Annotated in this window: 17 protein-coding genes; 2 read left to right on the forward strand and 15 right to left on the reverse strand. The window is 68.5% G+C overall.

Going from position 1 to position 21766, the window contains the following annotated elements:
- From SOY78_RS07385 to nrdH, 10 genes are all read right to left on the reverse strand, one after another.
- Positions 1-906 carry a MetQ/NlpA family ABC transporter substrate-binding protein gene (locus SOY78_RS07385; RefSeq protein WP_073115374.1) on the reverse strand — a complete coding sequence of 302 codons (906 nt, stop codon included), beginning with the start codon at positions 904-906 and terminating at the stop codon, positions 1-3.
- Between the two features lie 507 nt (positions 907-1413).
- Entirely contained in the window at positions 1414-2397 is a 984-nt protein-coding gene (nrdF, locus tag SOY78_RS07390) for a class 1b ribonucleoside-diphosphate reductase subunit beta (protein WP_205812506.1), read from the reverse strand.
- A gap of 134 nt (positions 2398-2531) precedes the next feature.
- The gene (locus SOY78_RS07395; RefSeq protein WP_324701368.1) at positions 2532-3389 is read right to left on the reverse strand and encodes an HNH endonuclease family protein; all 858 of its coding nucleotides are present in this window, start codon (positions 3387-3389) and stop codon (positions 2532-2534) included.
- Positions 3390-3470: 81 nt separating this feature from the next.
- Positions 3471-4223 (reverse strand): DUF262 domain-containing protein, encoded by a 753-nt coding sequence (locus tag SOY78_RS07400; RefSeq protein WP_324701369.1) that lies wholly within the window; start codon positions 4221-4223, stop codon positions 3471-3473.
- 533 nt (positions 4224-4756) lie between these two features.
- A complete protein-coding gene (locus SOY78_RS07405) occupies positions 4757-9628 on the reverse strand; it encodes a DEAD/DEAH box helicase (protein ID WP_324701370.1) in 4872 nt (1623 codons plus the stop codon).
- 91 nt (positions 9629-9719) lie between these two features.
- Positions 9720-10205: a hypothetical protein gene (locus tag SOY78_RS07410; protein ID WP_101967806.1), complete on the reverse strand. Its 486-nt coding sequence runs from the start codon at positions 10203-10205 to the stop codon at positions 9720-9722.
- Positions 10206-10251: 46 nt separating this feature from the next.
- Complete coding sequence (locus tag SOY78_RS07415; protein WP_324701371.1) at positions 10252-10803, reverse strand: antibiotic biosynthesis monooxygenase; 552 nt, start codon at positions 10801-10803, stop codon at positions 10252-10254.
- A gap of 145 nt (positions 10804-10948) precedes the next feature.
- Entirely contained in the window at positions 10949-13075 is a 2127-nt protein-coding gene (gene nrdE / locus SOY78_RS07420; RefSeq protein WP_416383418.1) for a class 1b ribonucleoside-diphosphate reductase subunit alpha, read from the reverse strand.
- Between the two features lie 47 nt (positions 13076-13122).
- The gene (gene nrdI / locus SOY78_RS07425; RefSeq protein WP_004167610.1) at positions 13123-13590 is read right to left on the reverse strand and encodes a class Ib ribonucleoside-diphosphate reductase assembly flavoprotein NrdI; all 468 of its coding nucleotides are present in this window, start codon (positions 13588-13590) and stop codon (positions 13123-13125) included.
- 11 nt (positions 13591-13601) lie between these two features.
- The gene (gene nrdH, locus SOY78_RS07430) at positions 13602-13847 is read right to left on the reverse strand and encodes a glutaredoxin-like protein NrdH (protein ID WP_036313172.1); all 246 of its coding nucleotides are present in this window, start codon (positions 13845-13847) and stop codon (positions 13602-13604) included.
- Between the two features lie 411 nt (positions 13848-14258).
- Between nrdH and SOY78_RS07435 the strand changes: the two genes are divergently transcribed.
- Positions 14259-14564, forward strand: coding sequence for a GNAT family N-acetyltransferase (locus SOY78_RS07435; protein WP_036338933.1), 306 nt, complete (start codon positions 14259-14261; stop codon positions 14562-14564).
- A gap of 9 nt (positions 14565-14573) precedes the next feature.
- Here the strand turns inward: SOY78_RS07435 and SOY78_RS07440 are convergent, their stop codons facing one another.
- From SOY78_RS07440 to SOY78_RS07460, 5 genes are all read right to left on the reverse strand, one after another.
- Positions 14574-15677 (reverse strand): hypothetical protein, encoded by a 1104-nt coding sequence (locus SOY78_RS07440; RefSeq protein ID WP_144825541.1) that lies wholly within the window; start codon positions 15675-15677, stop codon positions 14574-14576.
- A 202-nt stretch (positions 15678-15879) separates the two neighbouring features.
- Complete coding sequence (locus SOY78_RS07445) at positions 15880-16950, reverse strand: DUF305 domain-containing protein (RefSeq protein ID WP_036381622.1); 1071 nt, start codon at positions 16948-16950, stop codon at positions 15880-15882.
- Between the two features lie 122 nt (positions 16951-17072).
- Positions 17073-17996 carry a class F sortase gene (locus SOY78_RS07450; protein ID WP_036381619.1) on the reverse strand — a complete coding sequence of 308 codons (924 nt, stop codon included), beginning with the start codon at positions 17994-17996 and terminating at the stop codon, positions 17073-17075.
- 155 nt (positions 17997-18151) lie between these two features.
- Positions 18152-19273 (reverse strand): Ig-like domain-containing protein, encoded by a 1122-nt coding sequence (locus SOY78_RS07455; protein WP_324701373.1) that lies wholly within the window; start codon positions 19271-19273, stop codon positions 18152-18154.
- 65 nt (positions 19274-19338) lie between these two features.
- Positions 19339-20247, reverse strand: a complete 909-nt coding sequence (locus tag SOY78_RS07460) for a LysR family transcriptional regulator (protein WP_324701374.1) — start codon at positions 20245-20247, stop codon at positions 19339-19341.
- A gap of 145 nt (positions 20248-20392) precedes the next feature.
- Here SOY78_RS07460 and gabT point away from each other — a divergent pair, with 145 nt between their 5' ends.
- Positions 20393-21715: a 4-aminobutyrate--2-oxoglutarate transaminase gene (gene gabT, locus SOY78_RS07465; RefSeq protein WP_324701375.1), complete on the forward strand. Its 1323-nt coding sequence runs from the start codon at positions 20393-20395 to the stop codon at positions 21713-21715.
- Positions 21716-21766 lie beyond the last annotated feature (51 nt).

A 21766-nucleotide genomic window follows, 5' to 3' on the forward strand; every position in this document is an offset into this window, starting at 1 on the left:
TCAGGCGCCCTGCTTCGCGATCGCGTCCTGGTACTGCTTCAGGGTCTCGTCGATCTGGGCGGTGTCGAGCTGCACCGGCACGCTCGTGCCGGAGGAGAGCTTCGCGGACTCATCCAGCACGGGCTGCTCGTGGTACAGGGCCGCGATCTTCTTGTAGGTCTCGTTGTCGCGGTCCTCGCGACGCACGGCGAAGCCGTTGACGTACGGCTTGGCGGAGTCGTCCTCGGGGTCGTCCTTGAACAGGGCGGTGTTCGTGTCGATGCCGGCGTCCGCCGAGAAGGTGTTGTTGATGACCGCGCCCTGCACGGACTCGAGCGCGTTCACGGTCTGCTGCGCGGCCACGGGCTGCACCGTCACGGTGGAGGCGGCCTCGTCGATGTCGCGGACCTCCGGGCGGATGGTCTCATTGGACAGCTTCAACAGGCCGGCGGCGACGAGCACATTGATGGCACGGGCCTGATTCACGGTGTCGTTCGGGATGGCGACGGTGTCGCCCTTCTTGAACTCGGAGACGTCCGTGTACTTCTTGGAGTACAGGGGCAGCGGGATGATCTCGGTGGTCCCGATCATCGTCAGGTCCTTGCCGGAGGCCTGGTTGTAGTCGGCCAAGTAGGCGATGTGCTGGAACCAGTTCATGTCGATGTCGCCGTTGTCCAGCGCCGGGTTCGGCTGCGTGTACTCGGTGAAGTTGCGGATCTCGACGTCGATGCCGTGCTTCTCCTTCGCGAGCTTCACCAGGGCGCGGTGCGACTCGTTCTCGGACACGACGCCGATGCGCACGGTCTGGGCGCCGTCGTCGCTCTTCTCCTCGGCCTGCGAGTTGCAGGCGGTCAGGGCGAACGCGCCGACGGCGGCCAGGGACAGGCCGGCGAAGGAGCGGCGGGAGATGTTCGAGGGGGTTGTCATGGGGTTCTCCTTGGAGGACGGTGCGACGTCGCCGGCGCGGGTGGGCACGGCGGGTGCGGAACGGTGCGGGGTGGGCCGTGCGGTGGGTGATTCCCCGCGGGGCACAGCACGGCGGGCGGGGGGCGAGAGACGCCCCGAGCCGGAGGCCGGGATCCTTTCGAACGCTGCTCTTGCCCGTCCCCCAGTCACCGCGGGCTCCCCTCGAGGGGTCTGCACGCAGCGGAGGCAGGCCGCTTCTCGGTCCGTTGCCACCCGTGAACATGGGGTTGGCGAGCGGCTCGTCGTGGGACCACGTGGACCCGCCGAGGCGGGGTCCACAGCCGCTTCTCCTGAAGCTGGGCCCAAGCGTATCGCAGCGTGTGCGCTCCATCGGGCAGGGCGGTGACGCGCAGCGTCATACTGCGGGCCCGGGTGTCGACGTGTGATGCCCCCGCGAGACGACGACGGCCGGGCGCCTCCGCGGGGAGGCGACCGGCCGTCGTCGGGACGGGGCTCAGGCGGACGGGATCAGAAGTCCCAGTCCTCGTCCTCGGTGTTCTCGGCCTTGCCGATCACGTAGGAGGAGCCGGAGCCGGAGAAGAAGTCGTGGTTCTCGTCCGAGTTCGGGGAGAGCGCGGAGAGGATGGCGGGGTTCACGTTCGTGGTCTCGGCCGGGAACATGGGCTCGTAGCCCAGGTTCATCAGCGCCTTGTTCGCGTTGTAGTGCAGGAACTTCTTCACGTCCTCGGCCAGGCCGACGGCGTCGTAGAGGTCATGGGTGTACTCGACCTCGTTCTCGTACAGCTCGAACAGCAGCTCGAAGGTGAACGCCTTGAGCTCCTCCCGCTTCTCCTCCGGCAGGGTCTCGATGCTCCGCTGGTACTTGTAGCCGATGTAGTACCCGTGCACGGCCTCGTCCCGGATGATCAGGCGGATCAGGTCGGCGGTGTTGGTGAGGCGGGCGTGCGCGGAGAGGTACATGGGCCAGTAGAAGCCCGAGTAGAAGAGGAAGGACTCGAGCAGGGTGGAGGCGATCTTCTTCTTGTACGGGTCCTGGCCGTCATAGCGCTCCACGATCAGGCGGGCCTTGGCCTGCAGGTTCCGGTTCTCACGGGACCAGCGGAACGCCTCGTCGATCTCCGGGGTGGAGGCCAGCGTGGAGAAGATCGAGGAGTACGACTTCGCGTGCACCGACTCCATGAACGCGATGTTCGTGAGGACGGCCTCCTCGTGCGGGGTCATGGCGTCCGGGATGAGGGAGACGGCGCCCACGGTGCCCTGGATCGTGTCCAGCAGCGTCAGGCCCGTGAACACGCGCATGGAGAGCAGTCGCTCCTCATCCGTGAGATGGGACCAGGACTGGACGTCGTTGGACAGCGGCACCTTCTCCGGCAGCCAGAAGTTGTTGACGAGGCGGTTCCACACCTCCACGTCCTTCTCGTCCTGAATGCGGTTCCAGTTGATCGCCTCGACGAGGTGGGACTGCTGGGTCTCGGTCACGGCAGGGCACATCCTTCAGAAGAATTCGTTGAGAATCCGCGGATTCCGGGGGCTCTCGAGAGCACGGTCATCGGGGCGCGGGTTCGGGACAGTCTAGGCCTTGGGCGCCGCTGGGGCCATGGAGGCGAGGGTGTGGTCGGCCACGCTTACCGTAGTCCCCACGCGTCAGCTAGAAGGCCGACAAGCCGCTCATGCCGTTCGCCCACTATGGCCGGGGTCCAAGAATCGGTATTGATAACCTGCGTGGTGAGTGCAAACATTGCCACCCCTTTTGTCGAGGTGAAGTACACGCTCTTCTTCTTGTCGAAGTCGTAGTTCTGAGCTTGGCTGTTCTTCCTCCGATTGAGCAGGAGGAGGTTACCGAGGCGGTGCACCCAGCGCTCGGCTTCCTCATCAGTGAAGTCCTGGCGCCATTGACTGTCGACAGCGGGACTCTGAGGCAGCACGTGTTCCACAGTGATGACGGAATGGTCATACGATGCGCCTGGGTTGTCCGCAAGCATCGAGTCCAGGCGCAACAGCACATAGCGCCGCACCGGTCGCGTCAAGTAGATGTCCCCGGTGAGCTGTTCGAGGGTCGCCGCCTTCTCCGCATCACTGAGCGCGAAGGCCGCCGCGTCGAGGCCCCGCCCCTCGGCAAGCTGGTCGAGGAGGACGTGGTAGCGCTGCATCCTCGGCGTGCGGTATTCACGCCGCAGAAGCATGCTGGCCGCGAGGCGCTCGAGCTTCTCCAAGTAGTCCGAGAGGAAGGCTGGGTCATCCGGGTGGGCTCGAAGCGCCCACAGCGCCAGAGGCCGCCAGTCGTCGTTGTCGAGTTCAACGAGCCGTTTCAACCACGCGTTGACCTTTTCCCACTCGGCACCGCCCGAAAAATCCTGGGCGACCAGGCGCATGTCTGCTTTCGCATAGGGTTCGAGCACATCCCTGATGAACGCGATGCCGTCATTGGCTCGCAGGTAGGGATCCAAGACTTGTTCAGGAAATTCCTGGAGCAGGGATTTCACAGCTCGTTTGCGCGAGACCACCATGCGAATGTACAAGAACAGGTTCGCAAACTCGTCACGCCCCAGATTCTCTTCGAGGCTTTACCAGAGGTCCGCGTAATGCTGACGGGACTGCTCCGGGATGGCCCCGATCACCTGCGACTTGAAGATGTCAGAGGGGGCCAGCGCCAGTCCCCGGGCGTTCATGACGGAGAAGATCCGGTAGGCACTGTTGAGGTCCGGGGTGCTCACGGTCACCACGAAGGTGCGCTTGGCGAGCATCTTGAACAGCTCTTTGAGCCTTGACTCTCCCCATGCCACCAGCTTTTCCCGCAACACCTTGGCATTGTCCCGAATTCCACGCTGGGAATCCGTGCTGGTCTGGTTGTCGCTGATGTCCACCAGCGCTGCGGTGGCGCCGTCCTTCTGGACGTGCTTTCTGAAGAACTCCCGGTCCCGTGGACGCAGCGTCAAGCGAGGACGGGCTGGAAGGTCGTCCCACTCGACGGCGGGCTCCTCCACGAACCCGTGCACCGCGGAGCGGAAAGCCGGATCATCCACAAGGTCGCGCAGCACACTCAACAGGATGGTGAGGGTCGTGAGCCGCTGCTGCCCGTCGATGACCTCCGAGTGCGACGACGCTGCGTCCTTCACGAGCACGACCGAACCGAGGAAGTACGGTTCCTCCGTGTCACGCTCGAGCGCTCCTTCGAAATCGGCCAGCAGCTGGAGGGCCTCCTCCTGTCCCCATGCGTAGGGGCGCTGATACTCCGGGATGACGAAATCGAAGTCGTTCGTGAAGAGCTTCCCGAGGTTAATCTCGGCGGCCTTCATGGGCTGGGCGTTCACGTGCATGTCCTCAGTTTGCCGCAGGTCACGACCCACAGCGCGGAGTTGAAACTCAAACTTCAGAGGCTCTTCAGCCGGTCGAGGACAAGTGGCGCGACTACCGCGGCCCATGACAGGTGGTGTCGGATGATCCCACAGCGGCGTCGGTGGTCGGTCTCGGCCGCAGCCGCTACAGATACCAGTGGATGGTCAGCCCCAAGCGTCTCGCCAATCCACAAAAACATCTCCCAGCACTGGAGTCTGTTGCACTTCAGCCGGACATCGAAATTGGGCGTCGTAGGGGTGTATGCCCCAGATCCTCGAGTGGCCTGACCTTTGAACCAGCCGATCATGTGCTCGTGCTGAGTCTGGTGCCAGACACCGCGCTTTTGACCATGGAGCTTCTCGTAGGTGTCCGTCACCGGCGTGGAGGCGGGCAGCGTTCGGAGAATGCGGATGAACTTTCGATTCGGATATCTCGACTACCGGTGCACCCACGTCTCGGTTCCGAACCGTCTGCCTCAAGGCCCAGCTTGGTCGCGGAGACGCATTGGCAGCCGTCACTCCACCTCCAATTTCGGCAGGCTGTCCACGATCTTCATGGTCTCCAGGCTCACCGTCACGATCCGGCCGATGAGGTCGCGGATGTAGCGGGGCTGCTCGTGTTCGCGGGACCAGTCGTTGGGGTTGTTCTCGATGCCCGACGCCTTGTCCGTCTTCACCTGATACCGCTCGAGGATCCAGTCCAGCGCGGACCGTGAGCCCAGCATGTACCGCTGCGCCTCCTCCGGAATGCCTGTGAGCGTCAGCCAGCCGTTGTACTTCACGGTGGTCTTGTCCCAGGCACCGGACTTGCCGCCGTACTTCATCTTGGTCACACGGAATCGCTCGTACTCGTCCAGGCCGTCGGCGGTCGCAGCCCACTGTTCCTGCAGTGCAAACGGTTCGACCGTCTCATACCCGATGTGCAGCTCCGACAGTGCCCGGCCGGCATCCGAAAATGCCCGGAAGTCCTCCACGGACGGCACCTGCGGGATGCGCGGCAGCATCTTCTTCAGGTCCGCCGCGAACCGCTCCCGGTAGTCCGGCGAGTGCAGCAGCCCGTAGACGTAGAAGAACACGTCGTCCTTGGTGACCGCCGCCCCGTACTTCGCCCGGTAGGACGCCAGCGTCGCATCCGTGATGTTGTCCACCCGCGTGTACCGGTCATCCGACAACGACGGCCCGTCACCCTGGGAGAACAGGTCACCGCCCGACTCGACGTAGGTGTAGCGGGGGAAGAACTGGCCGGAATCGTGCAAGTGCAGGTCCGGTAGAGCATCCGTCATCAGCACCGAGAATTCCGGATAGTGCGACGACGGTGCCGTCAACATGATGACTGTGTTCTCAGTGGAGGCCGATGGCATTATTTGTGTGTATTTACCAGGGCGTTCGATCAACTTGGGATCTATGTATCCATGCACCTTGTTGAACGGACGGTACGCCACCGGGCGAATCGTCTCGCTTTCGGGCTCGATCCGCTCTTCACGCCGTGCTCGTCTGAGCAGATTCGCCGACCAGCTGATTCGCGTTGAGTCTCTTCGTACGTCAGCAACCCCGAGGTTGGCGTTGTACTCGACGACGAAACTGGCCATATTCGAGCGGACTGTCGCAGCCGAAGAATTGTAGATCCAAGCGTCCCGAGCCGTGACGAGTCCCCTAGCGTCGACTGCAAAGATTGCGTTGCCATCATTGCTGGATCCGATCGGCTGAAACTCGTGGAACCGGTCGTCGCGCTGGTTGACCCAGTCGCCCTCGGCGTTCGGGGTGATCTCGGTCCAGTCCAAGCTGGAGAGCGTGGCCTGCTCCACGAGCTCGAGCTTCTCCTGCCGGGTCAGGTAGTCGCCGATGTCCTTGTAGTGGAGCCTGCACTGCTCGACCTCGCCCGGGCGCTTCACGAGCAGCAGGACCGCCACGGTGTTGCGGCTGCCGGAGTCGAAGACCTTGCCGCCCTCCTTGCGGCTCTGCTCCCCCGCCGTGCGCTGGTTGCCGCGCAGATTGTACACGTAGATCTCGTGGAATTCTGAGTACAGCGACTTCCGCAGCCCGTCGGCGGAGTTGCCGTCGATGTACCCACCGTTGGAGACGTAGCAGAGCACGCCGCCCTGGTCCGAGTTCAGCAGGCGGTTCGAGCCCCAGCGGATCGCGCGGATGTAGGAGTCGTAGATGGACTTCAGCAGCCCCGCTTGCGACCGTTTCGCGTACGTGTCACGAATCGAGGCGTCCAGGGTCGGGTAGGACAGGTTCGCGTTGTCGTCGTTGGTGTTCGTCTGCCCCACCGAGTACGGCGGGTTGCCGATGATCACCCGGATGTCCAGGTCATTCTGCGCCTGGACGCGGGCGTTGTTGGAACGGAACACTACCTCGTCGAGCTTGTCGCCGTCCTCCGTCATCTGGAAGGTGTCCGTCAGCACGATGCCGTCGAAGGGCTCGTAACCAACGGAAGCACCGTCGTCGCCGTTCAGCTCCGCCTGTTCCACCAGCAGGCCGTGCAGCGTGGCCTCGATGTTGATCGCGGCGATGTAGTACGCCATGAGCAGCAGCTCGTTCGCGTGCAGCTCCTGCGTGTACTTGCGCAACAGGTCCTCCGGCCGGATGAGCCCCGACTGCAGCAGGCGCACGATGAACGTGCCGGTGCCGGTGAAGGGATCCAGCACGTGCACGCCCTCATCCGTGACGCCCACACCGAAGTTCTCCCGCAGGGCCTCGTCCACCGCACGGAGGATGAAGTCCACCACCTGCACCGGCGTGTACACGATCCCCAGGGACTCCGCTGTCCGCGGGAAGGCCAGCTTGAAGAACCGCTCGTAGAGCTCGGTGATGATTTTCTGCTTGCCCTCGGCCGTCTCGATGCCCTCGGCGCGCACCCGCACGCCCCGGTAGAAGTCCTCCAAGGAGTCCACCTCGGTCTCCAGGTTGTACGAGTCCAGCACCTGCGCCATGGCGTCCATCACCTGGGACACGGGGTTGTGCGCGGCGAAGGAGTAGTCCTCGAACAGCGCCTCGAACACCGGCTTGGTGATCAGGTGCTGGGAGAGCATCTCGATCGCGTCCTGCTCCGTGATCGCGTCGTTGAGGTTGCCGCGCAGGCCCTCGAGGAACAGTGCGAACTTCCGGCGAGGTTCACGGTCAGGGCCGTTCAGGATGCCGCGGATACGGGTGATGTGCCGGTCCGCGATGTCCTTGACGTCCTTGGCCCAGTCCTCCCAGTACCGCCGGTCCCCCACCTTGCGCACCAGACGCGCGTAGATGGCGTCCTTCCACTGCTGAGCGTCCTGCATGGCGAACAGCGCCTGACGCGTGCCCCGAATGGACTTGTCCTCGCCCGAGCCGGGTGCGCCGTCGTCCTCCGCCGTGTCCCCCGAACCGATGCCGATCACCTGCACCCGGTCCTCCACAGACCGGCCCAGCGCGATCTGGTTGACCATCGCTTCGAAGCGGTCATCGTGGGCGCGCAGCGCCTGGAGCACGTCCCACACCACCTTGTACGCCTTCGAATCATTCAGCGCGGACTCCGGGTCCGCGGACGCGTCCACCGCGATGGGCAGGATGATGTAGCCGGTCTTCTTGCCCTCCGCCCGCCGCATCACCCGGCCGACCGACTGCACCACGTCCACCTGCGAGTTGCGCGGACTGAGGAACAGCACGGCGTCCAGGGTGGGGACGTCCACGCCCTCCGAGAGGCACTTGGCGTTGGAGAGCACCCGCACCGTGTTCTCCCCCGCCGGCTGCTTCAGCCAGTCCAGCTCACGCACCCGCTGCGCCACGGGGAAGGTGCCGTCCACGTGGGAGGCCTCCACCCGCAGGTCCGGGGTCATGGGGTCCGTGGAGGTGGCCAGCTGACGGCTCACCTGTTCGAACTGGAGGGCCAGCTGCTTCGACTCTTTGATGTTCCGGGCGAACGCCACCGCGCGGCGCATCGGCGCGGCATCCACCTCGTCCAGCCGGCCGCCGTCCACCCCGCGCTTGGCCAGCCCATTCCAACAGCCCACGATCCGCGCGGCGTCGTCCAGGTCCAGGCCTTCGGTGTCCGCGAGCATCTGCTGGAAGGAGGCGCCGATCGCGTTGGTGTCCACCGCGAGGATCAGCACCTTGTAGTCCGTCAGGTGGCCTTGCTCCACCGCCTTGCCGAACCCCAGCCGGTGGAACTCCGGGCCGTAGATGGACTCATCGTCCATCGAGTAGACCGTGACCTGGTCCTGCGCGGCCTTCGCCTTGGCCTCCTGCACGTAAATGCGCGGGGTGGCCGTCATGTACAGGCGCTTGGCCGCCCGGATCTTCGCGGCGTCGTGGACCATCGTGAACGCCGAGCCGTCCTGGCCCTGCTCGGTGACGCCCGTGGTGCGGTGGGCTTCATCGCAGATGACCAGGTCGAACTCAGCGAGGCCGAGGTCCTGGGCCTGCCGGACCACGTCGATGGACTGGTACGTGGAGAAGACCACCGTCACGGCCTCGTCCCCGGTGGAGACGGCCGCGCGGGCCGCGAGCTTCGCCGGGTCCGTGCTGGCCGGGAAACCCAGGTCCGAGGCAGCGATGTCCTCACTGGCCCGGCGCCGCCCCACAGAAGCGTCTGAACACACGGCGAACGGGCGCAGCGGTACGGCCGCATTGGCCGTCCACTCATTCAGCGTCTGCTGCAGCAACGCGATCGACGGCACCAGGAACAGCACCGTGCCGCCCACCGGCACCATCCGCTCCACCAGCTTCAGCGACGTGAACGTCTTGCCCGTGCCGCAGGCCATGATCAGGCGGCCACGGTCCTTGGTCTCGAACCCGGCCACGACGTCGTCGATCGCCTCCCGCTGGTACCGACGGGGCTCCTTGCGTGGGCGCTGGGTCAGCTCCTCCGGGCGGTCGAAGGTGAACTCGGACCAGTCCACGGTCGAGTCCACCAGCGTCTGGATCCCCACCCTGGTGACGTCCTTGGACTGGCCCGCCCGCGCTGCTTCCGCTGACGAGGACCACTCGAGCGCCGTGTCGATCACCATGCCGTGGGCGAAGTCCACCTTTCCCAGCTCGGTGAAGAAGGAGTCAATGCTGCCCTTCTGCAGCTTCTTCTCCGGATCGAAGAACTTCACCTGGACGCCGGTGAGTTCACCGGTGTAGCGATCCTTCGCGACGATGTCGATGCCGTTGTCCGGCCTATTCTCCCGACCGGGCCATTCATTCCACAGCCACACGTCCGAGAACTGGTCCGCGAACTTCGGCTCCACCTCGAGGAATCGCTTGGCCAGCCGTTCGAAGCGACGGCCCTGTTCCTGGCGGGAGAGCTCTGAGAGCCAGAGACGATCAAGCACCTCGTCGAAACCGACGCGGGACTCACCCCCGGAGTCCGCCTGGCCCATGGAGGAGGGGTCGGTCGAGGATGCGGCGTCCGGCGTCGAGATGGTCATGCGGACCATTGTGACCCGGGGCCACCGGGGAGTGGAATGCGGCTCGCGGGGGTGTCTCACCGGGTGGCCGGCTTATTGGCGGCTCAGCGGTTCAGCGGCGCCAGCCCTCCGGCTGCGCGGCCAGGCCGACGATCATGTCCCACGGCAAGACGGCGCGGATCTTGCCGCACCGGCGTCGGTGGTCAGACTCCGCTGCGGCCGCGTCGGCGGCTTCCCTCACCGTGGCCTCGTCTGCTCCCAGGGCCTCGGCGATCCAGAGGATCGCCTCGCTGCACAGGAGCCGGTTGTACGCCCGCCGCGCGGAGGTGTTGGGCGTCCCACGGGTGTACGCGCCGGATCCGTTGGTCGACTGCGTGCTGAACCACCGGACCATGTGCTGCCGCTGCGACGAGTACCAGACGTTCCGTCGCTGCCCGTGACGATCCTCGTAGTCCTGCGCGATCGGCGTGCGCTCCGTGAGGGTGCCGAGAATGGTGGCGAAGGCTCGGGTCGTGAAGTCGCCGGGCGCGACGTCATCATCCGTTGCATGCTGTGCCCCGCGCTTCCGGCGGGCCCAGGACTGTGTTGGACTGCTCATGATCACCATTCTGGCCTGCACCGGACCCTGAGCGCCGAGCCTCCCGTCAGTTCGTGCGCTTGAGGCCGCGGCGCAGCCAGGGGTCGGCCCAGCGGGTGAGGGCGGGCAGCACGAGGTAGACCATGAACGGCATCACCAGCACGACGTTCGCGAGCACCCGCAGCGGCAGGGGCACCTCTGCCGGCAGGACGTGGGACAGCAGCCACTGGCCGAGCAGGCTCATGGGGAAGAACCCGGAGAAGATCACGATCATCTGCTTCCACCGGGGCGGGGTGACGGGGTCGGCGAGCTCCGCCGGGTCGAACCAGGCCTCGAGCCCGGTCCGCGCACTGACCTGCTCGGACACCACCTGGCCGGCCATCTGCGCCGCCCAGGCCGCCCGCTCAGGCGACTCCTCCCACGCGCGGCACGTGGCGTCGTCGGCGAACCGGTACACCATGTGCCACACGTGCGAGTCCCGCTCCAGGCGCACCAGCCCGGAGCCGAGGTAGCCGTCGAAGCCGAGCATGACGTCCTGCCCCGCGCGCACCCAGTCGCGGATCCGCGGAGCGGCCCCGGGCGCCATGTGCCGGGCGATCTGCTTGGTCACCGTGCTCATGCCAGGAGGATACGGGGCGGGGGCCGCCCAGGCCTGCCCGCCCCGCCCGGCCAGGCGCGCCGCTCCACTTCGCGGCGGGAAATCGAGCGCACCCGCGCTCAGAAGCGCGGAATACGCGGGATTTCCCGCCACGAAGGGCCGGCTGTCAGAGCATGCAGCTCACGCAGCCCTCGACCTCGGTGCCCTCCAGCGCGAGCTGGCGCAGGCGGATGTAGTAGATCGTCTTGATGCCCTTCGTCCACGCGTAGATCTGCGCGCGGTTCAGGTCACGGGTGGTGGCCGTGTCCTTGAAGAACAGCGTCAGGGACAGGCCCTGGTCCACGTGCTGCGTGGCGGCGGCGTACGTGTCGATGATCTTCTCGTAGCCGATCTCGTACGCGTCCTCGTAGTACTCGAGGTTCTCGTTCGTCAGGTACGGCGCCGGGTAGTACACGCGGCCGAGCTTGCCCTCCTTGCGGATCTCGATCTTCGAGGCCACCGGGTGGATCGAGGAGGTCGAGTTGTTGATGTAGGAGATCGAGCCCGTCGGCGGGACGGCCTGCAGGTTGCGGTTGAAGATGCCGTGCTCCATGACGGAGGCCTTCAGCTCACGCCAGTCGTCCTGCGTGGGCAGGGCGATGCCGGCGTCCGCGAACAGCTCGGCGACGCGCTCGGTGGCGGGCGCCCACTCCTGGTCCGTGTACTTGTCGAAGAACTCCCCCGAGGCGTACTTCGAGTCCTCGAACCCGCCGAACCGCTGGCCGGTCTCGATCGCGATCCGGTTCGAGGCCCGCACCGCGTGGAACAGCACCGCGTAGAAGTACATGTTCGTGAAGTCGATGCCCTCCTCCGAGCCGTAGTGGACGCGCTCGCGCGCCAGGTAGCCGTGGAGGTTCATCTGGCCCAGGCCGATGGCGTGGGAGGCCGCGTTCCCCTTGGCGATGGACGGCACCGACTGGATGTCGGACATGACCGACACGGCCGTCAGCGCACGGATCGCGGTCTCCACGGACCGGCCGAAGTCCGGTGAGTCCATGGTCTTGGCGATGTTCATCGAGCCGAGGTTGCAGGAGATGTCCTGGCCCACGTGGGCGTAGCTCAGGTCCTCGTTGTACTCGGAGGCCTCGGAGACCTGCAGGATCTCGGAGCACAGGTTGGACATGGTGATGCGGCCCTTGATCGGGTTCGCGGCGTTCACGGTGTCCTCGAACACGACGTACGGGTAGCCGGACTCGAACTGGATCTCGGCGATGGTCTGGAAGAACTCGCGCGCGTTGATCTTGGTCTTCTTGATCCGCGCGTCGTCGACCATCTCGTAGTACTTCTCGGTCACGGAGATCTCGGAGAACGGCACCCCGTAGACACGCTCGACGTCGTACGGCGAGAACAGGTACATGTCCTCGTTCCTCTTCGCCAGCTGGAACGTGATGTCCGGGATCACGACGCCGAGGGAGAGGGTCTTGATGCGGATCTTCTCGTCCGCGTTCTCGCGCTTGGTGTCGAGGAAGCGGTGGATGTCCGGGTGGTGCGCGTTGAGGTACACCGCGCCGGCGCCCTGGCGCGCGCCGAGCTGGTTGGCGTAGGAGAAGGAGTCCTCGAGGAGCTTCATCACGGGGATGACGCCGGAGGACTGGTTCTCGATCTGCTTGATGGGCGCGCCGTGCTCGCGGATGTTGGTCAGCGACAGCGCCACCCCGCCGCCGCGCTTGGACAGCTGCAGGGCGGAGTTGATGCCGCGGGCGATCGACTCCATGTTGTCCTCGATGCGCAGCAGGAAGCAGGAGACGAGCTCACCGCGCTGCTTCTTGCCCGAGTTGAGGAACGTGGGGGTGGCCGGCTGGAAGCGGCCGGCGATCATCTCGTCCACCAGGTGGGTGGCCAGCTCCTGGTCGCCCCGGGCCAGGTGGAGGGCGACGACGGCGACGCGGTCCTCGTAGCGCTCGAGGTAGCGCTTGCCGTCGAAGGTCTTCAGGGCGTACGAGGTGTAGAACTTGAACGCGCCGAGGAAGGTCGGGAAGCGGAACTTGGCCTTGTAGGCACGATCGAACAGGCCCCGGATGAACTCGAAGGGATACTGCTCGAACGTCTCGGTCTCGTAGTAGTCGTTCTTCTGCAGGTAGTCGAGCTTCTCCTCCAGGTCGTGGAAGAACACCGTGTTGGTGTTGACGTGCTGCAGGAAGTACTGGCGCGCGGCCGCGTGGTCGGCCTCGAACTGGATGCGACCGTCGGCGCCGTAGAGGTTCAGCATGGCGTTGAGCTCGTGATAGCCGAGGTTCTGCCACTCGGCGGGCATGTTCTTCGCCTGGCGGATGAGGTCCGCCTCGGTGGGTGCGGTGGTGGTCATGTCCACAGTCCTTCCAGGCCGCCGCGGACGCGTTCGACGTCGTCGGGCGTGCCCATCAGCTCGAATTTGTACATGAGGGGCACCTGGCACTTGCGGGAGATGATGTAGCCGGCCAGGCAGTAGCCCTCATGGAAGTTGGTGTTCCCGGACGCGATCACGCCCCGAATCCAGTGACGGTTCTCCGGGACGTTGAGGAACTTGATCACCTGCTTCGGGACCGCGCCCGGCCCGCTGCCCCCGCCGTAGGTGGGGGTCATCAGGACGTACGGGGCGGTGGCCCCGAGGGTGGGCTCCCGGGTGATCAACGGCAGTCGAGCCACCCGGTCCTCGGGCAGCTCGAGCTTCTCGACGAAGCGGTGCGTGTAGTTGGAGGCGGAGGAGAAGTAGATCAGTCCCGCGTCGGTGGGGACGAGCCCCTGCGCCTCGGCCGAGCGGATGTGGCTCGGGTCCGCGGCGACGGTCATGTCGGCTCCGGTCAGGCCACCGATGCCGCGGCGGACTCGGCGAGCTCGGCGATCTTGTCCGGGCGGAAGCCGGACCAGGAGTCGGTCTCGGTGACGACGACGGGGGCCTGCATGAAGCCGAGGGCACGGACGCGCTCGAGGGCGGCGGGGTCCTGGGACATGTCCACGACCTCGTAGGCGATGCCCTTCTTGTCCAGTGCACGGTAGGTGGCGTTGCACTGCACGCAGGCCGGCTTGGTGTACACGGTGACGGTCATGGCGATCCCTGTTCTTTCGTGGTCTCTGGTGGTCTGCGGGTGTCGGCGCGGCGCTCGCGAGGTGCATCGCGGGGCGTGCCGAACATCTGCGTCGATACTACATCTAGTGATCACGGCCGGGAACCATCCCTACATGTAGTAGTCACACCGCTGTAGTTACGTATCCCCACCCTCTGCCCATCCTGTCCACACCCTGCTGTGCGAGACGATCCGCGCGGACATGCGGGACACGCCGGGACCGAGGTCGACTGTCCACAGCCGGTGGAGGTCTCGGGGCCGGGTCCCCACAGCCGGAAAGTCGAGTTCGCCACGTCTGCGAGCGGCGTGTCCGACCCCCGCGGACCACTACATGTAGGAGCCCGCCGCCGGCCGGCGTCGGAATACCCCGTGACCACCGGGGGTTGCCCCGGCATGAGCACCTCCCCCACCGTCACCCGCAATGACGCCGAGTCCCGCTACGAGCTCCACGACGGCGGCACACTGCTCGCCGTCCTCGACTTCCGGGACAACGGCGCGGCCGTCTCCCTGAACCGCGCGTTCACCATCCCGGTGCACCGCGGCCGGGGCCACGCCGCCGCGCTGACCGCGGGCGCCGTCGAGGACATCGCGACGAACGGCGGCCCCGCAGGGGGCCGCCGCATCGTGCCGATGTGCTGGTACGTCGCCCAGTGGTTCGACGAGCACCCGGAGAAGAGCGCGCTGCTCGCGCCCCGCTGACCGGCGCGGTCAGGCCGCGACGCGGTGCCGGCGCACCACGGCCAGGACGCCCGCGGCCAGCACCGCGACGGCGACGGGCCACGCCGCCGGACCACGCCCGGTCTCGACCGCGTCCGGCACCGTGTGCTCGCCCTCGGCCGGCTCCGCGGGGGTCTCGGGATCCGCAGGCTCCGCGGGGGTCTCGGGCTCCGCAGGCTCCGCGGGGGTCTCGGGCTCCGCCGGCGAGGTGGGAGTGTCGGGATCGGCAGGCTGACCCGGAGCCGGAGCGTCGTCGAACAGACCGGCCACGGGGAAGGTCACGAACCCCGGGATCCGCCCGTTCTCCCAGTCGTAGAGGTCCACGCGGGGGTCGCCGAACCGCACGGTCACCGTCCGCGTCGTCGTCACGCCGTCCCTCGTGGCCCGCAGGGTGACAATGTCGGATCCGGTGAAGCCCTCGGGCGCCTGGTACACGTAGCCGCGCGGCCCGCCGGTCTCCTCCTCCGTCACCTCGACAACCCGGCCCTCGGCCGGGCCCGCGACGAGCGTCAGCGGCGCCGCCTCATCGCCCGTGTACGAGGAGATGAACACGTGTCGCTCCCCCGGCGCCGCGAGCAGGGTGGTGTCCCAGGCGGTGGGGAGCATGTGGAAGCCGAGCTCATGACGCTGGTCGGCGCGCAGCGGCTCGCCCGGGTCAGCGTCGGTGAGGTCGGCGTCCGGACCGTAGGTGAGGGCGGCCACCTCGCCGCCCAGGACGTAGAGGGTGTAGACGACGGGACCGGTCCCCGACTCGCCCAGGCTCCGCCGGGCCGCGGCGACGTCGAAGTCACCGCGCTCCAACTCGTCGTCGTACGTGAACGGGACCTCGGTCTCGGCGCCGCGGGCCTCCCCCTCCAGCGCCGGAGCCACCGTCAGGCGGACGTCGGACTCGTCCACCTCGAACTCGGTGCCGAAGGAGGCACCGGTCTCACCCTCCGCGCTGGCCACGAGGAAGGATCCGCCGGGCAGGTCGTGCTCGGCGGTCCATCCAGCGGGGTGGGCGGGTGAGGCGAGGGCGGGGGTCGCCCCCAGGCCGGTGAGAAGGACGCCGGCGCCCAGGGCGGCGGCAAGGCGGGTCGGTCGGGCGGTGCGCATCGTGCTCCTCCAGGGGTGCGGTGCTGCGACGGGCCGAAGGGTTCTCCGGCTCGGACGCCCGAGGTCGACCGGATGCCGCACTCGCCGCTTCGGCACGAATCTACGCCGCGCGGACGTGAGGCGGGTCACTGTCCGGTGACGAAGCGCTATCGACTCGGTCACGGCGACGCGCGATGCGGATCGGGCCGGCCGGCGCCGCGCGTCAGCGGGACGCGCTGGGCGAGGGGCTCGCCCCGGAGGAGGGGCGCGGGGTGGCCTGCGCCGTGTCGGCCGGGCTGGGCGACGGGCTCGCCGACGCGGCGTCCCGCCCCCGCTGGTCCTCGGCGTCCCGGCCGGAGGCGCTGGCGGAGCCCGACGCGCCGGAGGAACTGGGCGAGCTCGACGACGGCAGCACCGGCTTCTGGGTGGCGCGGAAGTTGCGCACCTCCTGCACCGACTCCGGGACGAAGTCCGAGGGGACGGAGCCGCCGTCGGCGCCGGTGCCCTCGATCTTGATGGGGCCGGTGAACCCGGACGGTTCCGCCGTGCGCGCCCCGCTCGACCCGATCACGCCCATCTCCCCGAGCGTCGCGGCCAAACTCTCCAGCTCCTTGCGATGGCCCTCGACCACGCTGGAGGCCAGCTCCTTCGCCGCGTCGTCCGAGCCGTCCTCCGCCTCCGTGGCGGAGATCGTCAGCGCGCCCTGATAGAGGCGGCGCATCTGGAGCAGGTAGATCCGTCCTGCCTCCTCCGGCTCGGCGGCGGCCAGCACGTTCTTCTCCCGGTCGGACAGGAGTCCGGCGCGCAACTCGTCGCCCACGATCTGGGTCGGCTCCGCGTCCTCCGTGGACTCGGGCTGCGCAGACGGGGTCGACTCGGCACCCGCACCGCGCACGTCATCCGAGGGGACGCCCCAGCCCTCGAGCATCGACTCGAGCCGGCGCGCCCGCTCCTCGTGCTCGGACTTCATCCGTTCGGCGGTGGCCCGGATCTCCTGGTCCACGCCGTCCTTGCCCAGCACCTCATCGGACTGCTGGATCGCGTCGCGGTGGTTGCGCAGCAGCAGACCCGCGAACTGGATGTCCGCCGCGAGCGGGTCGGCGGACGTCTGGCTGGGGCTGGCCAGCACGCCCTCCAGGTAGGTGTTCCCCGCCTCCGTGCCACCGGTCTGTCCGGGCTCCTCGGCGACGCTGCAGCCGCCGGTGGCCAGGGTGATGCTCAGGAGCGCCCCTCCGACGGCCACGCTCCAGCGGCGGGGGCGCACGCGGGCGGGGGCGATGTCGGCTCGGCTCATGGGCGCAGGTCCTCTCGGCGGTCGTCACCCGGTCACGGGGTCAATGGCGGTCCGACGCGGTCGGCCGCCCCGGCCTCCCCAGGGTACCCCTCCGGCCTGCCGGCCCCGGGGTCGCCGCGGCCTCAGGCGACGCGGGTGGCCTGCACCACCCAGTTGTTGAAGGCGTTCCCGGCCATCCCGGTGCCCGGCACGAGGTCGCACGTGATCAGCGTGACCTTCGCGTCGTCGCCCCCGGGCTCCCATGCCCAGCGGTGCGCCGGATCCTGGGTGAGTTGCTCCTTCTCCACCGAGACCGCGTCCGCATCCGCCTCGAAGGCGGCCTGCGTGCCGTCGTCGTACGTCACCACGACGACGGCGCCCGCCCGCACGTCGCCCAGGTTCCAGAACACGTCCCGCACGCCGTAGTAGACGACGTGCCCGGCCAGTACCCCCGCGTACTGGGAACGCTCCCCCGGCGTGGTGCCCCACTGCGGCGGACCGTACCAGCCGACCGTCTGCGGCTCCGGGTCCAGGTCGCCGCCCTCGTCCAACTGCGTCAGGTCGATCCCCGCTCCGACGATCTGCTCGCCGTCCTGGTGGACGTCCACGTGCACGGGCGTCGCCGTGATCTCGTCCCACGGGGCGGCGGGGCCGGAGAGGTGGGCGGCCGCAGCAGGGGCCGGCTCCTCGGTGGGCGTCGGCTCCTCGGTGGGCGTCGACTCCTCGGTGGTCGTCGGCTCCTCGGTGGGCGTCGACTCCCCGGTGGGCGTCGACTCCTCGGACGGCGCGGGTGTGTCGGCGGGCTCCTGGGTCTCGACGGGGACCGCCGCCTCCCGCGTGGGTGCCGCCGAGGACGGGCTCGGCGTCGCCGTCGGTGCGGGGCTGGGCGTGGGGCGTGCTGACGACGACGACGGCGACGGGGTCTCGGACGCCGTGGCGCTGAGGGTGGGGGCAGCGCTGATCGGCACGGCGCCGACCGCCAGCATCCCGCGCAGCGCGAGGAACACGAGTCCCAGGCACAGCAGCACCAGGACCACCCACAGGGCGCGTCGGACGGTGGTGTTCATCCGGGTTCTCCCCTCGTGTGTATCGGCCAGACCCGCCTGGGCCGCGTCCGACGACGGCATGGTCTCATGCGCTCCGGCCTCAGCCCGGCGCGTCGTCCGTTCGGGACGGCCGAGGCGGCCGGGACGCGGGTGCGTCCCGGCCGCCTCGGCGCGGGTCAGGCCAGGCTGAAGGTGCGGCGCAGGCGCACCAGAACGCCGGCGGCCAGGGCTCCGATGGCGGCCAGGCCCCACGCGGAACCGTTGCCGGTCTCGACCGTGTCCGGGACGGTGTGCCCGTCCTCGGCCGGCTCTTCGGGGGCCGGGGCGGCGGGCTCGTCCTCGTCGACGACCGGCTCGGCGGGCTCCTCGGGCTCGGCGGGCTCCTCGGGTGCCGGGGCGGGATCGGCCGGCCCCTCCGGGGCGGGCTCGGGTTCCGGAGCCGGCTCGGGGGCGGGCTCGGGTTCCGGAGCCGGCTCCGGCTCCGGCTGCGGCTCGGGGGCGGGCGCCGGGTCGATCGGGGTGGGCGTGGAGTCGCCCGGCAGGTCGAGCACCTCCACGGTGAACTCGACCGTACGGGTGACGCCGTTCGCGGTCATCACCACGGTGAAGGTGTCGGTCCCGAGGAAGTCCTTCTCCGGGGTGTAGCCGAAGGAGGTCCCGCCGATCTCGACGGTCCCGTGCTTCGGCGCCACGGTGAGCTCGGCGTCGATCGGGCTCGGCACGCCGCCGTCCTCGGTCACGAGGGACTCGACGACGGTCGCGTTCTGGTCCGTGTAGACGCGCCACGTGGCGACCTCGGCCCAGTCCTCGAACGGGATGAACTCCTCGGCCTCGATCGGGGTCATGGTGCCGTCGGCGGCGAAGGCCGCGCCGAAGGCGAGCTGGCCGGCGCCGTAGACGTGCACCTCGTAGGGCTGCGCCAGGTCGCCGCCGAGGACCTGCTCGATGTCGTGCATGAACACGGCGCCCATGTCGTCCTCGGTGATGAAGTCGACCTGGATCTCGGTTTCCTCCCCCGACGCGGTGACGACGACGGCACGGATGTCCTCGGTCGCGAAGTTGTCGTAGAGGACGAACTCCATCAGGTTGTCGTCGGCACTGACGAACGTGCCGGACGGGGTGCCGTGCTCGGGCGTCCAGGTGGCGGCGTGGGCCGGGGCGGCGGCGACGCCGACGAGGACGGCGGCACCGAGGGCGGCGGCGGACAGGCGGGCGGGGAACTGCAGGGACATGGGGTCCTCCGGTTCGGCGGTGCGGGCGTCGCGCCACCCGGGGTGGATGCAGGTGACGCGGGTCACGGACACCTCGACCCTATCTGCCACATGTGCATTTGTTGAGCGCCACCTGGCCACAGCCGCAGAATTCACTCACTCTTCATGTGAGACGCCGCATCCACGGGCTCCGCATAGCGGTCCCAGACGAAGGCCTGCAGCCGGCGGGCGATCGCCTCCAGCGTCTCGGCGGCGAAGTGATCCTCCCGCCACGCCGCGTGCAGTCGCACCGCGAGCGCCCGCCCCTGCGCGATGACCCGCACCGGCGTCAGCCCGAAGGCCGGGTCCTCAGTGACGACGGTGACACCCGCCCCCGTCGCGACCAGGGCCTGGGCCACCCGCCCGGAGTTCGCCTCGGTGAGGGCCGGTGGCGTGAGGCCCGCCACGGCCACGGCGCCGTCGAGGACGCGCCGCGCCATGAAGGTGCGGGCGGGCGCGACGACCGGCTGGGCCACGAGGTCATCGAGGGACACCCGCGTCCGGCCCGCCCAGGGGTGACCCGGGGCGACGTACGCCCAGACCGGCAGGTCCATCAGCGGCAGCGACGCGACGGAGGGCGGCGGCACCGTCGGCATCACCACGAGGTTGTGCCGCGCGACGGCGTCGAGCAGCGAGTTGTCCAGCTGGGTCTCCGCGACGCGCGGGCGCGGGTCCTCCTCGCCGAAGGTGGCCACGAACGGCAGCACGACGTCGATGAGGGTGGTGCCCGGTGCGGCCACGGCCACGTCCGTGAGCCGACCGGAGGCGAGCGTGCGGGCCGCCTGCTCCGCCCGGCGATGGGCGACGAGGACCTCGCGCGCCACCGGGAGGAACGCCTCGCCGGCCGTCGTCAGCTCGAGCCGGCCGCCGACCCGGGCGAACAGGGGCAGGCGCAGCTCACGCTGAAGCCGCTGCAGCTGCCGACTGAGCGCGGACTGCACGAGATCCAGGCGGATCGCGGCCCCCGAGACCGTGCCGACCTCGGCCACCGTGACGAAGGCCCGGAGCAGTTTCTCCTCCATGCCGGATGAGCATAGCCGCCATGCCAGATCATCACTGGACGGCATGGACTCGACGCCCCACCATGAGAGGACGCGGCCCGACGCGTCGTCGTCGCGCCCACCCGTCGTCCCCGCTCCCCGTGAGCCGTCCCCAGGAGGCATCCCCATGACCGCCACCCCTGACCTCGAGCAGACCCGCCATCTGGCCACCGAGCTGCCCGGCCCTCGCTCCCGTGAGCTCGCCGAGCGCCAGAAGCGCGCCGTCCCGGCCGGAGTGGCCACCACCATGCCGGTGTACGCGGCCCGCGCCGAGGGCGGCATCCTCGAGGACGTGGACGGCAACCGCCTGATCGACCTGGCCTCCGGCATCGCCGTCACCTCCGTGGGCGCCTCCCACCCGCGCGTCGTGGCCGCCGTCCAGGAGCAGGTCGCGCAGTTCACCCACACCTCGTTCATGATCACCCCCTACGAGGGCTACGTGGCCGTGGCCGAGCAGCTGGACCGCACCTGCCCGATCCCCGGCGAGACCCGCACCGCCCTGTTCAACTCCGGCGCCGAGGCCGTGGAGAACGCTGTCAAGGTGGCCCGCGCCTACACCGGCAGGCAGGCCGTGGCCGCGTTCGACCACGCCTACCATGGCCGCACCACCCTGACGATGGCGCTGACCGCCAAGTCCATGCCCTACAAGCACAGCTTCGGACCGTTCGCCCCCGAGATCTACCGCGTGCCCGGCTCCTACCCGCTGCGGGACGGCCTGTCCGGCGCCGAGGCCGCGCAGCGCGCCATCTCCGCGCTGGAGAAGCAGATCGGTGCCGACAACCTGGCCGCCGTGATCATGGAGCCGATCCAGGGCGAGGGCGGCTTCATCGTCCCGGCCGAGGGCTTCCTGCCGGCCGTGGTCGAGTGGTGCAAGGCCAACGACGTCCTGTTCATCGCGGACGAGGTCCAGTCCGGCATCGCCCGCACCGGCGCCTGGTTCGCCTCCGAGACCAAGGACATCGAGCCGGACCTGATGGCGACCGCCAAGGGCATCGCCGGCGGCATGCCGCTCTCCGGCGTCACCGGCCGCGCCGAGGTGATGGACTCCGTGCACCCGGGCGGCCTCGGGGGCACCTACGGCGGCAACCCCGTCGCCACGGCGGCGGCGCTCGCCGTGTTCGAGGCCGTCGAGGAGGACGGTCTCCTGGAGAAGGCCCGCCGGATCGAGCAGGTCATCCGCGAGCACTTCGCGCAGAACGCCGACGACCGCATCGCCGAGGTCCGCGGCCGCGGCGCGATGATGGCGATCGAGTTCGTGGACCCCGCCACCGGCGAGCCGGACGCGACGCTGACCGCCACCGTGGCCGCGGCCGTGCGCGCCACCGGCGTCATCCTGCTCACCTGCGGCACCTACGGCAACGTCGTCCGCTTCCTGCCGCCGCTGACCATCGGTGAAGACCTCCTCAAGGAGGGCCTGAGCGAGGTCACGAAGGCGCTGCAGTCCGCCTGAGCCCCGCCACCGGCGAACCGACGACGACGGCCCCGCATCCCTGCCCGGGAT

This window comes from Micrococcus sp. HOU01 (genome assembly GCF_035609305.1).
Classification (GTDB): Bacteria; Actinomycetota; Actinomycetes; order Actinomycetales; family Micrococcaceae; genus Micrococcus; species Micrococcus luteus.